We start from the raw sequence: 13,665 nt of genomic DNA, 5'->3' as shown, positions 1-13,665 counted from the left end.
ATGCAGCCTGTTGTCTCATTTCAGCTTCGCCAGCACACCGGACAGTCCGTCCAGCGGCGCCTCCAGCACGATCGGCCCTTGCGGCAGCTGATAGGACACGCGGCACGGCGTCGCCGCACGGATGTGCCGCCTCAGCACGTTGCCGATCGCGACCGTGGCGAAGCAGAAACTGGCATCGCAGCGGTCGGTCTGCGCGACGATGCGGTCCGGACTGTCGCCCATCGCGAGCTCGATCTGCGCGCCGACCCCGGCGGCCGCGGGAATCCGCATCGCCATCAGCGGTTTGCCATCGGCGGTCGCGATCAGCGACCAGTTGAAGGCGACCGCGCCCTGCGCGTTGACGATCGATTGCGTGACGTTGCAGACGCGGCGTTTCGATTTGAGACTCTCGTCGCAAATCAGGGTCCAGTTCTTGAACGGCTGGATCATCCGCCGGAACTCGCCGAGCGTTTCGCCTTCCGGCACCACGACGTCCGACGGCTTCACGCTGTAGGCGGATGGCGGCGCGCCCTGCGCGGCCGCGTTCGCCGCCGCCCCGAGCCAGATCGCCAAAGCCAGACACGCCAGCCGCCTCGTCGCCGTCAGGGTCAATTGAGCGTCAGGCTCACGCCGGCGCTGACGCCCCAGTCGCCGCCGGCGGTGGTTGCCGCCGCGTTGGTGCGCAGCTTGCCGTTCTCGCTGGTGTAGCCGATGCCGAAGGCGAGCGCGCCCTGGCTGCGCCAGACGCCGCCGCCGGCCGAGGCGCTCACCTTGCCGGGCCGGTCGTCATAGCGCAGCGATGCCGCGGCCATGCCGATCGCGGCCGCACGCCAGGCGTCCTGCCGCACCTCGCCGATCTGGCCGTTGAGCTGCTGGAACGCGCTGTTGAGCTGGTTGACGTTGACCGCATCGGTGCCGGCAACGCCCGGCGCCACGTTGCTGATCGTCACCGGCGCCCCATTGCCGCTGTTCAGCGTCAGCTTGTTGGTGGTGCCGCCCGAACCGTCGGAGTCGTAGCGGATCGAGCTCGACGCAACCGCCTGGAGCTGGCTGACATTGACCGCATCGGTCGCCGCCGAGCCCGCGGCAACGTTGGTGACACGGCGTTCGGCGCCGGATGAGCCGACCGACACTTCGCCGGTCGCAACCCCTGCGACACTCTTGCCGACCACAGGCGTATAGGCCGCATCGCTCAGATTGGCCGTGGTGGTGGCGTTGGCGCCGAGCGCCAGCGAGTTGGCCGCCGTCGCCTTGGCACCGGCGCCGATCGCGACCGAATTGTCGGCCGACGCCGCAGAACCGTTGCCCATCGAGATCGCGTTGGCCCCGCTCGCGACCGACTGCGGTCCGATCGCGACGCTCTCGGCGCCGGTCGCGATGGAATCCGCAGCGGTCGAATTGGCGTGGAAATATTTCACGCCGCCGCCGGTCGAGATGTTGCTGACGGTGGTGTAGAGAGCGGCGAGCGAGGTATTGGTGGCCCAGAGCTGCGAGCCGTTGATCGCATCCGTCGAGGTCTGGCTGATCTGGCCTGCGGCCACGTTGGTGATGGTGCGCTCGGAGCCGGCGCTGCCGACACTGACGGTCGAGGTCGGCGTCGTGCCGGCGAAGTTGTAGGTGGTGCCGCCGATCGAGGTGCTCGACGTCGCGACCACCGCCTGTGTGGTCGAATTGGCACCGAGCGCGACGTCGCCGGCCTGCGCCGTCGCCTTGGCGTTCGGACCGAGCGCGACGCTGGTCGGGTTGGTCGTCTGCGATCCGGCGCCGATCGACACCGACTGGACGCCGTTCGCCTGCGCATTGGTGCCGAACGCGATCGAATCGGCAAAGTTGGACTCCGAGTTCTGGCCGATCGCGATGCCGCCGGGCGCGGTCTGCGCCACGGTTGCGCCAAAGCCCATGCCGATGCCGTTGTCGCCATTGACCACCGTCTCCGGCCCCACCGCGACCGAATTGTTGCCGACCGCAAGCGAGTCGGCGAGCGTCGAGTTGGCGTGGAAGTATTTCGTCGTCGTGGTCGCGAACGAGGTCAGCGCGCCGGTCAGCTGCCGCACGGTGACGGCGTCGCTGTCCTGGGTGCCGTCGGCCACATTGGTGATCTGCCGGTAACTCGTCGCATTGCCGACCGACACCGCGCCGAGCAGCGCGAGATCGGTGGTGTTGTAGGGGATGATGGTGCCGCCGATCGTGCCGGACGCCGGCGCGAGCGCACGGTTGGAGATCGACCCCGAACCGAGCGCGACGCCGTCGACGACCGTGGCCTGGGTGTTGAAGCCGAGCGCGGTGGAATTCGCCGCCGTCGCCGAGGCCGCCACGCCGGCCGCCATCGAGTTCACGCCGGTCGCGCCATTGTTGTTGTAGTTGGCCTGCTGCGTGCCGCCGTCATTGACGCCATAATAATGCGTCAGGCCGTTGCTGACGACGGTCGACAGGCTGTCGATCGCGGACGTCGCGGCGAACAGCTGCGAGCCGTTGATCGCATCGGTCGAGCCGTTGCTGACCCGTCCCGCCGCGACATTGGTGATGGTGCGCTCGTTGCCGACCGAGCCGACGCTGACCGTCGAGGTTGGGGTGGTACCGGCAAAGCTGTAGGTGGTGCCGCCGATGACCATGTTGGCGGTTTGAACCGCCGCGGTGGTCTGGCTGCCCGAGCCGAGCGCGATGTCGTTGGCGTTGGCGGCGGTGGCGCCGTTGCCGATCGACACCGAGCCGCTGCCGGTCGCGGTCGACACCGGTCCGATCGCAACCGAGTCGGTGCCAACAGCGTTGGAATCAGCCAGCGTCGAATTGGCGTGGAAATATTTGATGCCGCCGCCGGTACTGATGTTGTTGACGGTGGTGGCGAGGCCGTCGACCGCCTGGTTGGTGGCCCAGAGCTGCGAGCCGTTGATCGCGTCGGTCGAAGCGTTGCTGATGCGGCCCGCCGCGACATTGGTGATGGTGCGCTCGGCGCCGAGCGCCCCGACGCTGACCGTCGAGGTCGCCGTCGTACCCGCAAAGCTGTAGGTGGTGCCGTTGATCACCGTGTTCGGCGTGTTGACAGCGGCAGCGGTGACGCTGCCGGAGCCGAGCGCGACATCGCCGGAGCTTGCCGCCGCCGTGGCGCCGTTACCCAGTGCGATATTGCCCGCAAGACCGGCGGCGCCCGCCGTCGAGCCGTTGCCGAGCGCCACCGAGCCCTGCCCGATCGCTTTGTTGTTGTTGCCGATCGCGACGGCGCCGGCGGCCTGGTTGGCGGCGGTGGCGCTCGCCGTGCCGTCACTGTTGGCAATGTTGTTCGCGCCGCCGGTGAAGGCGCCGGTGCCGCTGGCATAGCTGGGATCGCCGATCGCCACGGCGCCGTTGCCATAGGCGACGTTGTTCGCGCCGATCGACACGGCCTGACCGCCGGAGGCCACCGCATTGGTGCCCAAGGCCACCGCGTTGGCGGAACTGGCCGCGGCATTGTTGCCGATGGCGATGGCGCTTGTAGCCGACGCATTGGCGCCGATGCCGAGTGCGGTACTGGCGATTCCGCTGGCGCTGGCGCTGACGCCGGCCGCGAGAGAATTGTCTCCTGTCGCGTGCGCTCCAGACCCGAATGAGGAGGAGTTTTGGCCGCTGGCAACGGCTGTGTTGCCAACCGCAGTGCTGGCGGCGGCACTCGCATTTGAGGCAGTGCCGATCGCCAGCGAACTTGTGCCGGCGGCACTGGCTCCAACGCCGGTCGCGAGCGAACTGATGCCGGCGGATGCCGCATTGTTGCCGATCGCGATGCCGCCCGTCGCTGCACTGTTGACGACCGCGCCCGATCCGATCGCAACCGAGCCTCCGGTACTCAGCGCCTGCGCCTGATTGCCCAAGGCAACAGCGAAATCCGCCGACGCCGTGGCGAGATTGCCGGCCGCCAGCGAGCTGGTACCTGACGCGACCGACTGGATGCCAACAGCGGCGGCGTTGCCGCCGCTCGCATTGGCAAGGTATCCCAGGGATGCGCTGCCGACCGCGGAGGCTTTCGCCCCGTTACCGATGGCGGTGGCCTGATTTGCCGAAGCATTGGCCGACGTTCCGAAGGCGCTGGCTCCTGTCCCTGTCGCTGAAGCGCTTGGGCCGACGCTGGTCGACCAAGCCCCCGTGGCGGCGGAACCGGTGCCGAGCGCAACAGCCTCGAACGTGAAGCCGGCAGGCGCGGTCCCGCTGGCATTGGCATTCGTGCCGATGGCGATTGGAGACCCGCCGCCGACTCCGGCGTTTGCTTTGGCGCTGACGCCGATGGCCGTGCCCGAACCGTTTGAAGATGAGGCAGCGGAGGACAATCCAATGGCGATCGAGGCGCCACCGGAGGCGCTGGCCGTCGAGCCCAGCGCCAAGGCACCCACGCCATTTGCAGTGGTGTTGACGCCAAAGGATGAGGATCCGTCCCCGGTGGAGTGCGCGTTCCCACCGATGGCGAGGGCGTTCGTGCCGGTCGCGTTCGCAAACACACCCATACCGATCGCATTCAAGCCATTCACGGAGTTGGAATAGCCCACGATGATCGAACCGTCGCCGGTTGCGCTGTTCGAATCGCCGATCGCCACGGAGTTCTGGCCATTCGCATTGGTATTAGCGCCAATGGCGGTCGAGGTGGCGCCGGCAGCATGGGCGCCGCAACCAATAGCAGTGCTGCCTGCAGTTGCAGCAGTGGGATTGGTGCAGTTGGCGGGATTGCTCAAAACCCCGTTGCCGATGGCAACCTGCGCGAACGCCGCGTGCGGGGTCATGACTCCGGCTATCGCAAGCATCGCGACGACCGCCCCACCGACTCCGAGCGACCCAAGCCCAAGCCGATCCCGCTTCACCCCGAGCGTCCGATGCACCTGACGCAGCACGGCCAACAGCCGGCGCCGCAGCGACGAGCTGCCCGCATCGCCCGATGCGACCCAGCTCCGGACGAAGCCGGCGCGGCCCGGACGTTTCAGCGATCTTGTTGAGTTGTGTGCGACAGCCATGGTGCGCCCCTTTCGCGACATCTGATCCAGACGCCGGAGGCGACGCGCCATGGACCGGGCCGACGCGCGGGCCCGCCGGCCGCGCGCGTGAAAAAATAACGATGATCGTACGCACGATCATCGTCCCGTCCTGGCCAACGATGTGTCGAATTCAACGAGCGCATCTAGCCACCCAGCGCTCGCTCGACTGCCCCATCAATGTGCCCCGAGTCGTCATGTCGCAAAATGATAGACACAATTTTGCCAGCGTCACTCAGCAGGCCGTCCAAATATCACGCAGATCGTCTCACAAGTTGAATGATCGGCCGATACACCGTGAGGTGTTTTATCGAAGTTTCAACCGTTAGTTGACCGACGGCGCATGCGTTCGCGCATCTCGCGCGGGCTGACGCCGAATTCGCGGCGGAAGGCGCGGGCAAAATCGGACGCCAGCTTGAAGCCGTGGCGATAGGCGATCTGCTGCACCTGCCTGTCGGCGGACGAGACAAGTTCTGCATGTGCCGCGCGCAGCCGCTTGCGCAGGATGTAGCCGGCAACGCCGCCGACGCTCTCGAATGCACGGTAGAGGGCAGAACGCGAGATCCGCAATTGCAGCGCGATGCGGTCCGGCGTCAGATCGAAATCGCCGAGATGCGACTCTATATAAAGACGCGCACGCTCGAACAGCACCGACTCGACCGCGCCGCGCGCCTGCTCCAGCCGGTCCGAAGAGAGCTGGATGCATGCGGCGATCATCTGCGCGGTCGCCCGCCCCGCCTGCCTCAACTCCTCTGCGGACATCAGGGTGATGCGCGTTTCGAGCCGGTCGAGATAATCGGCCAACAATTCGATCAGATTGCCTTCGAGCAGAATATTGCAGACAGCGTCGAGCTGATCGGCCACATCGGCGAACGATCTGCGCGGCAAGCCCAGCACCAGGCCGTCATAGTCCGTGATGCTGCCGCGGAAATCCTCGTCGAGCGAGATCAGGAACATGGCGCCCGGCCCGGCGTGAATCCGCCGCTCTGCGCTCTCGAAGCGGGCTTCGCCGGAGCGCACCCGGTACAGCCACCAGATGTCGACCGGCGCGCCATGCGACGGCTTGATGACGCGGGCGAATGATTGCGCGGCGAATCGCCCCGAGGTGAAGACGACATCGGCCATGTTGCAGGTCAGGTACTCCACCAGGAACCCGTGCGCAGGGCTATGACCTTCCGGTGGCGCAACGTCGACCAGCGAAGCCATCCGCGTTTTCCAGACCTCGAACTGCTCCGAGGGCGGATAGTGTCGTGTCGAGAACAGCCGCGGCGGCGCGGGGGTTACATCCCTGATGTTCCGCGGCTCGCGCGGCAAGGGAACGTGTTCCAGGCGCTGCGCTGCGTGTGCCGGCGTCTTGTCGTCTTCTTGCATGTACTTTCGTGCCCCGTTGGCGCGAACGACGAACGTCGGCTCAACGGAGGCGCATTCCCAAGGTTGCGTCGCCGGCCGCTCACAGACCGGCGAATTTCGGGGAGACAAGGAAGAGGCATTTCGGGAATCGGACATCGACGGCTTACGCCGGCCGCTCCCGATAGGGTTGACGCAGGTGCCTCTGGCAGTCGTGCTCGCACATGGCGTTCATCATCGTCGCGTCATGGCCGTGTCCGGCTCGGATGCTCCGTCACGGTCGGCTCGATTGATCTAGAGAACAATCTGCGCGAGAACCAGAGGGGCGGCAACGCGCGTCGTGCAGAAATCCAAAATTGCGTTCATGCGATGCGATCGGGCAACGCATCATCGCAGAGTCTTCGGAAAATTTTCTCGATCTCCGCGTCTGGAGGAAACGCATGTCGCTGCGAAGGCGCGACCTAAGCACGGTAGATGTCATATCGAGAATCCCACGCATGATCGCATTGCGAACGCTCGTGCCCAATCATGCGGCAATCCACCGCGTGCGACGTGAATGCAATCCCATACGCATCGAACACGCGCGCGGCATACATGCGCGCGCACGCTGCGGCATTCACACGTGAGCGTCGAGATGACGAAAGTCACAAGTGCCTGTCGATTTTTTTCGGCGAGCAGTACGTCGCAGGCGGCTCGCGCCGTCCCGCGAAATCATGTCGAGCGCAACGCGAGAGAAAACCCTGCGGTTGTTGCTCAAGCCTGCACGCGCGCGGACTTCCTGTACTGCGCGGTTTCGGCGCGCAGCAGATCGCAGAATTGAAGTGCGAGACCGCTTCGCGGCCGCTGCGAGGGAAGCAGCAACATGGTGGCGATCTCCAGTCGTGGCACGAACGGCTTGAGTACGATTCTGGAGCTTGCAAAATCCCGGGCCACGATCGGGTCGACGATCGAGAAACCCAGTCCCTGCGCAACCAGGGCACAACGCTGCATGCTGTACTGGATCTCCGCGACCGTCTTGATCTCGACCTTGGCCTCATCGAGGATGCGCTCAAAGCGGGATCGATGCGGTGCGCTCGGGGAAGCTGCGATCATGGGCTCTCCCGCAGATCTTGCGCTGCGATCGATCGCTTCGAGCGCAAGCGGTGCTGGCGGGGCAAGACGCAGACCGCCTCCGTTGTCATGAGGAGTTCGTCGTCGACCGCGGCAAACCCCGCCTGCGGCCGCGCCAGTCCGACGTCGCATTGTCCCGAGGCCACCAGGCTCCAGACGCGCTCGGGGCTGTGGACGGCCACGGATACGACGATGCCGGGATTCTTCCTCAGGAAGCTGCTGACGATCTGCGGCATCAACGAATAGGTGAACGCCGGAAGACACGCGATCCTGAGCGTCCCGCTGCCGCGCTCGCGAATGCCGCGCGCGGCGCGCGCCAGATACTCGAGGCCGGCCTGGTTTCTTTCGACCTCGCGCAGGAATATCTCGCCTTCCGGCGTCAGCGTGACGCCGCCTCGCCCGCGTTCGAACAACGCAAAGCCGATCTCGCGCTCGAGACGTGCGATCGCGCGGCTGATGAAAGGCTGCCCCACCCGAAGGCTCAAGGCGGCCTTGGTGATTCCGTTGTGGCGCACGACCTCTCGAAACAGGTCAACATGTCTTGGATTCAGGGGCATGACCAATTTGCATATGAACTGGCGTTCCAGTCATTTGACGGCATGCGCATCGGGTGCGTCAATACGGCATGTACCCGTCGAGCAATCATGCAAGCTTCGCCACCGACCGCATCCTGTTGACCAGGATCACCGGCCCGGAGTCTTCGCGCGCACAGCAGCTTCGCGAGGCAGCGATGCTGCGGCGGCTCGATCGCGGCACATCTGACCGGCCGAACACCGCGCGCCTGGCGGCGGGACGGGACCAGGTCGACACCGCGGCCGTGTTCGCAATCGAGGCCGCTGGATCGGGAGACCTGCTCGGCGTGTCCGGGTTCGGCGCGATCGACCGGCACGAAAAGCGGGCGACGTTCGCTCCAATCTGGAGCATCGGACGACTGGATGAGGCCGTGCTCGTCAGTCACGTTGCACATCTGATGACGCGGTATGCGTTCGAGGTGCTCGTGGTCGAGCGGGCCGAGGTGCATCTGGACTGGCGCCTGAGGCATATGCTTGATCTCTACGCCAACCTCGGCTTCCGCTGCGAAGGCAGGCTTCGCGCATATTTCGCAGCCGATGAAGAGCCGTCCGGCGATGCTGCGGTCCTCAGCGTGGTTCGCTCCGAATGGCCCTCCGTTGCGCGTCGGCAGCGCGGGGTTCTCGCCGGCGAAACGTGGCGCTACCGGCTTCCTTCCGACCGCCCTCCATAGCGGCGGCCAAGCTCGGACAAAACGATGTCACGAGAATGCGGATGTGTGACTCACAGATCGTGCAACACACTCACCGTCGTCCCGGCGGAGGCCGGGACCCATAACCACAAATGCTGCTTATCCGCGACGTTGGAACGACGTGTCCCGTTCACAACACGAGCCGCGGCGTATGGGTCCCGGCCTTCGCCGGGACGACACCGGGAGAAGACGCGGCCTCTCGGCTCAAGCATGGACGTCTCTGGAATACTGGGTCACCCGCATGCGACGGGTGATGACACCGACAAGCTGTTTGACAGGTTGAATCGGAAACCAACCCGGTCATCGCGAGTGAAGCGAAGCTATCCATCCCGTCGCATATGCCGAGCGATGGATTGCTTCGTCGCCTCGCTTCTCGGGTCGAGAGATTTATGGAGGTATCAAGAAACGGCTTGCCGAGCCGCAGCTCGCGGCCGCTGGCCCGCCTCCGCCCGTTGGATTTCGGCGCCGTCGTCCGTCTTCGCTTTCACTGCGTTCAAGCTACGCCGGACACGCTTCGACCTGAAGGTCTCCGCGTGGCTGCGCCACGCGAAGCCCGTCAGGGCGAAGCGTGGTGGGTGCGACAGGGATCGAACCTGTGACCCCTACCATGTCAACGCAGCGCGCTAACGGAAACTACAGTGAAATTCCAGCCAATCCTGCAGCGAATGTCCGCAAACGTTCACGTTCGGATCACGGCAATCTTGGGCATTTCTTGGGCCGAGCCCCCCCGGAAAAGCGAAGCCGGCGCAGCGGAGGCAACCACTGCACCGGCAAAAGCATCTTGGACGTCTCGCCCGCAGAACGTGACATAGCAGCCGCCCAAGCGCAACACCTTCAGCACCGCTTCGGCCTCCCTCGCTTCACCGCCCAGACCCTCGCCGCCTTGGCCTACGACGCCGGAGGGCAGCGATGAGCAACCACCTCCAGCAGACGATCAGCCGCGCGGTCGGCGGCTCCGTCGCCGTCGCGAGCATCCGCGATCCGGCCGACGGCAGCGTGAAGTTCACCGTCACCTATTCGAGCCGCGCGACATACTGGCAATCGCGGCACCGCTTCACCGAGATCGAGCACGCGCAGGCTGGTGCCCTCGCGTTGTCGGACTTCCTCGGCGCGGAGGTGCATCTATGAACAAGATTGTCACCTTGCCGCAGGCCCAGCAGCAGCCGGCAACGCCGAAAGCGCCGCGCGGCGACCTCTCGACCGCTGCCACAGCGATCCGGGAAATGCCCGCGCTGCAGATGATGGTGGCCTACGACGCGTTCGCCATGCGCACCATGCTGGTGAAGGCCCCGCCGTGGGAGCCTCACCCGTCGGCGTTCTGCGAACGCCCGTGGGAAGATAACGACGACCTCAACCTGACCGAGTTCCTGCAGCGCGCAGCGATTCCGGTGAAGGTCATCACCACCGGGCAAGCCGTGCAACTTGTCGCGAAGGAACGGCACTACCACCCACCACTAGACTACCTGGATGGCCTCGAATGGGACGGGCAGGCCCGGCTCGATCGGCTATTCCCGGACTACTTCGGCGCCAACGACGACAGCTACACCACCGCGGTGGGCCGCACCTTCATGATAGGCGCCGTCGCGCGCATCGCGCAGCCCGGGGTGAAGCACGACCACATCCCGATCATCGAAGGGCCTCAAGGCATCTATAAATCTTCCGCCCTGCGCGCCTTGTTCGATCCGTGGTTCAGCGACGAAATCGCCGACCTCGGCTCAAAGGATGCAGCGCTGCAGATGGCCGGCGTATGGTGCATCGAGCTATCCGAACTCGACGCCTGTTCGAGAGCAGAGACGACCAGGATCAAGGCCTGGACGTCTCGCACCGTCGACCGTTTCCGGCCGCCCTACGGCAGCCGCGTGATCGAGGCACCGCGTTCCTGTGTATTCGCCGGCACCACCAACAACGACTGCTATCTGAAGGACGAGACCGGCAACCGGCGTTTCTGGCCGGTGCGGGCCACCAAGATCAAGCTGGATGCCCTCACCCGTGATCGAGACCAGCTCTGGGCGGAAGCCGTTCGGCTGTACCGCGCCGGCGCGAAGTGGTGGCTCCTGAACCCGGAGGCCATCAGCCAGGCGAAGGCCGAGCAGATGGCGCGGCTCACCGACGACCCGTGGGAGGACATCGTCGCGGGCTACCTCGCCGACAAGCAGGACGTCACCGTGCCCGAGATCCTCGCCGAGGCGATCGGCATCGACCGGTCACGCATGGGCCAGCAGGAGCAGAACCGGGTTGCCCGGTGCCTTCGGGCCCGCGGCTGGCTTCGCGTTCAGGTACGGACCGGTGACAAAAGATCGTGGTGTTATCGGCGCGGCGACTAGGAACATGGGCGCCGAGAGCCGAATGTCACCGGCTTTAACCGGTGACACACAATCAACCGGTGACACAAAAACCGCCTGCAATTACTGCATTGTCACCGGTGTCACCACTGTCACCAGTAACTTAGAAATACAACGTGCGTGTGTGCGCGCACGCGCGCAGGAGGAAGTTTCAGAACCACTGGTGTCACCGGTGACAGTGGTGACAGACCTGCACCGCCTCGCCGAGGCGCTCGCCTCCGGCGCCGAGCTGTCCGCGGCGGACAGGACTGCGGCCGCGGAGGCGCTGCGTCGATCGATAGCTCCCTCGAAGTTCTCAGGTCGCGATCAGCAGGTTGTCGATTGCCTGCAGCAGTTCTACGGCGGCCGCCGGTCGTTGCGCGACGCATCCGAAGAGATGGCGGCTGCACTTGGGCGATATCACGCGACGCCTTGGCTGCGCGATCGACGCGCCACGGAGTGCCCAAGCAGGATCGCAGGTGGTGCGCAGGGCGCGTTTTGGCTGATCCTGAAAACCGTCGACCGCCCGCTAAGTGCCGACAGGATAAGAAGAATAGTTGGGCAGTTTGAAGTGCCCCACGCGGTGCGCGACGAATTCAGCAACTGATTTGGGAGAGCAAAAAATGACCATCGTTCGCGGTGCCACGTTGTCGGAATCGGTAGAGGCGAAGGCCAGGATTGAGCGTGCGGAGGCCGACGCCGAGCCGCTTCGCTTCGCCGCCGACATCGCCGACCGCGTCCCGCACCAGGTGCGCGAAAAGCTGCTCGGCTTCCGCGACCTCAAGGCCGACCGGCATGCGGTCCATCGCCGGGTTTCCGACAGCGTCTCGGAAATGCGCCTGCACCTGCAGACGTGGGAAGGCCGGCTGCAAAACCTTCGCGCCAACATGCCGCCCGAACACAGAGAGGACGATAGCCACCCGTCGTTTATCGAGGCCAACACTGAGATCAAGAACTCGACCGCTGCACTGTCCCGTTTGACCGAGCGCAGCGCCGAGCTGAGCACTTCATGGCAGAGCGCCGCGCGGCTTGTGACTTCGATCGAGCGATACCTGCTCGACGCCGAGCAAGGCGGCATTCGCCTGCACGATGGAGATCCGTCGCCCCTCAAGGCGGGCGAGAGGGCAATCGATGCGCTCGAGCGCGCTGCGCGTCGGACGCGGACACTGCTCGCTGATCGCAAGGAAGTCTTGGCGGCCCCGTTTCCCGTCGCGGTCGCGAAGAAGCTTGCCCGGGAGCAAATTGCGAAGCGCGTTGAGGCCGCGAAGCCTGACGTCACTTATCTGGTCGAGCGCTGCGACCCAATCGAATTTCCGCATAACCGCATGAGGGTTTCGGAGTACGGCGGCAGCGCCGCCTCGGTGCTGATCAATGATCACATCGGCCTTTTGGCGTGGCTTTTCCCGAAGCAGTTTCAGGACGCGATCGACAAAGAGATCGACGCGGCCGGCGACGACAAAGCGGCGCTATCGCTCGAACAGCGGATTGCCAAGCTGGCGGAGATCGATGGCGACATGCTGGCGAGCGAGCGCGACGAGGCACACTTCAGCGAGTTGGCGGGCCTGCTGCCGCGGTCGGATATCGACCCGCGCGCGGTGCTGAACCTTGCCAGCGACATGCCATCGCCGAAGCGAGATTGAGCTATGCCGGCCGTCGGGCACCGAGCTTTCGGCGGTGTGTGCCGGCATTCTGCCGGGGACGCGCGAGGCTCCTTTCGGGCGCGCGTCCCCGGACTTTTTGAGAACGCGGGAGTTTGAGATGTTCGACGCCTACTATGTGCAACGCAAGAGCCGCCAGGCATCACCGCCGCCGCGCAATCAGCGAGCCCGTCCGGGATCGGTCGAATGGGTGGCAGCCACGCTACACCTGGACTGGCACGACCGCGCGCGACTGGAACAAGCCGCAGCAAACGAGGCAGCCATTGAGCGCCGCAGTCAGATCACGGGCTCCATGTTCGCCGCCGGTCGGACCAAAGCCGCCGCCGAACACCTCGCCGACAACACCGATATGTCGGCCGCCGACGCTGTCGCCTGCCTCAGCATCGCCAGCCAGTCGACCTCCCGGCATACCCCGCCCTTGGCTGAACGCAACCTCTCGGTAGTCGGCACCATCGGCACGGTGACCCAAGCGGAAGCCGCCGGCATGAACAATCGCATGAGCTGGAACAATCTCGTTGCGGACGTCTACGCAGCACGAAAAGGAAAGGCGAAATGACCACCTTCGACACCAAGGCGATCTATGCCCATCGCCAGCAGCAGCGGCACGCCATCCCGACGCCAAGCACCCAAGAGGCTCCGAGCAGCCCTGAGGCGAAGGAAGCCCCGTTCACCCCCGAATGGACTGCAACGATCTACCAGCAGCGCAGGCTGGCTCGAGCGGAAAGGAGCCCGAAATGAGCAACATCAACGCATCGATCAAGGACGGCAAGGTTGTCCTGGAAGTGGATGTCAGCAGCGCCGACTTGGCAGGAGGGCCCGGTCCGGACACGGTCGACCGCGAGCTGGCATCGACCGGCGGCCTTGTGTCGATCGGCAGCGGCGTGCGCGTTCAGCTCAAAGTCATGGGGCGCTGTCGGAAGTGAAAGTTCCCGGGTCCTGTCACGCCGAAAAAACGAGTACGGGACAGCAGAGGGCTCGACCTCTCTAGCGCCAGACCTCCA

At 65.2% G+C, this 13,665-nt stretch carries 13 protein-coding genes; 8 read left to right on the top strand and 5 right to left on the bottom strand.

What is annotated here, in order from left to right:
- Positions 1–15: 15 nt before the first annotated feature.
- From ACVWY5_RS03050 to ACVWY5_RS03030, 5 genes are all read right to left on the bottom strand, one after another.
- A complete protein-coding gene (locus ACVWY5_RS03050; protein WP_321176644.1) occupies positions 16–591 on the bottom strand; it encodes an invasion associated locus B family protein in 576 nt (191 codons plus the stop codon).
- Entirely contained in the window at positions 588–4,949 is a 4,362-nt protein-coding gene (locus ACVWY5_RS03045) for a YadA-like family protein (RefSeq protein ID WP_051376049.1), read from the bottom strand. The genes ACVWY5_RS03050 and ACVWY5_RS03045 overlap by 4 nt, the downstream gene beginning before the upstream one ends.
- Positions 4,950–5,285: 336 nt before the next feature.
- The gene (locus ACVWY5_RS03040) at positions 5,286–6,338 is read right to left on the bottom strand and encodes a helix-turn-helix domain-containing protein (protein ID WP_028332903.1); all 1,053 of its coding nucleotides are present in this window, start codon (positions 6,336–6,338) and stop codon (positions 5,286–5,288) included.
- Positions 6,339–7,067: 729 nt separating this feature from the next.
- The gene (locus ACVWY5_RS03035; RefSeq protein ID WP_321177530.1) at positions 7,068–7,439 is read right to left on the bottom strand and encodes a LysR substrate-binding domain-containing protein; all 372 of its coding nucleotides are present in this window, start codon (positions 7,437–7,439) and stop codon (positions 7,068–7,070) included.
- Positions 7,403–7,939: a LysR substrate-binding domain-containing protein gene (locus ACVWY5_RS03030; protein ID WP_321176645.1), complete on the bottom strand. Its 537-nt coding sequence runs from the start codon at positions 7,937–7,939 to the stop codon at positions 7,403–7,405. The genes ACVWY5_RS03035 and ACVWY5_RS03030 overlap by 37 nt, the downstream gene beginning before the upstream one ends.
- A gap of 215 nt (positions 7,940–8,154) precedes the next feature.
- On the opposite strand from ACVWY5_RS03030, the gene ACVWY5_RS03025 reads away from it, so the two are divergent.
- From ACVWY5_RS03025 to ACVWY5_RS02990, 8 genes are all read left to right on the top strand, one after another.
- A complete protein-coding gene (locus ACVWY5_RS03025) occupies positions 8,155–8,667 on the top strand; it encodes a GNAT family protein (protein WP_321176646.1) in 513 nt (170 codons plus the stop codon).
- A 927-nt stretch (positions 8,668–9,594) separates the two neighbouring features.
- Positions 9,595–9,813 (top strand): hypothetical protein, encoded by a 219-nt coding sequence (locus tag ACVWY5_RS03020; RefSeq protein WP_028332901.1) that lies wholly within the window; start codon positions 9,595–9,597, stop codon positions 9,811–9,813.
- Positions 9,810–11,009, top strand: a complete 1,200-nt coding sequence (locus tag ACVWY5_RS03015) for a virulence-associated E family protein (protein ID WP_051376048.1) — start codon at positions 9,810–9,812, stop codon at positions 11,007–11,009. Before ACVWY5_RS03020 ends, ACVWY5_RS03015 begins: the two co-directional genes overlap by 4 nt.
- Positions 10,972–11,613, top strand: coding sequence for a hypothetical protein (locus ACVWY5_RS03010; protein ID WP_321177533.1), 642 nt, complete (start codon positions 10,972–10,974; stop codon positions 11,611–11,613). Before ACVWY5_RS03015 ends, ACVWY5_RS03010 begins: the two co-directional genes overlap by 38 nt.
- 16 nt (positions 11,614–11,629) lie before the next feature.
- Positions 11,630–12,646 (top strand): hypothetical protein, encoded by a 1,017-nt coding sequence (locus tag ACVWY5_RS03005; RefSeq protein ID WP_028332899.1) that lies wholly within the window; start codon positions 11,630–11,632, stop codon positions 12,644–12,646.
- Positions 12,647–12,764: 118 nt separating this feature from the next.
- Positions 12,765–13,220, top strand: a complete 456-nt coding sequence (locus ACVWY5_RS03000) for a hypothetical protein (protein WP_028332898.1) — start codon at positions 12,765–12,767, stop codon at positions 13,218–13,220.
- Positions 13,217–13,402: a hypothetical protein gene (locus tag ACVWY5_RS02995; RefSeq protein ID WP_028332897.1), complete on the top strand. Its 186-nt coding sequence runs from the start codon at positions 13,217–13,219 to the stop codon at positions 13,400–13,402. Before ACVWY5_RS03000 ends, ACVWY5_RS02995 begins: the two co-directional genes overlap by 4 nt.
- Positions 13,399–13,587 (top strand): hypothetical protein, encoded by a 189-nt coding sequence (locus tag ACVWY5_RS02990; RefSeq protein ID WP_028332896.1) that lies wholly within the window; start codon positions 13,399–13,401, stop codon positions 13,585–13,587. Before ACVWY5_RS02995 ends, ACVWY5_RS02990 begins: the two co-directional genes overlap by 4 nt.
- Positions 13,588–13,665: the final 78 nt, after the last annotated feature.

Source organism: Bradyrhizobium sp. USDA 3256 (genome assembly GCF_054058275.1).
This window is presented reverse-complemented; position numbering and strand designations above follow the sequence as displayed.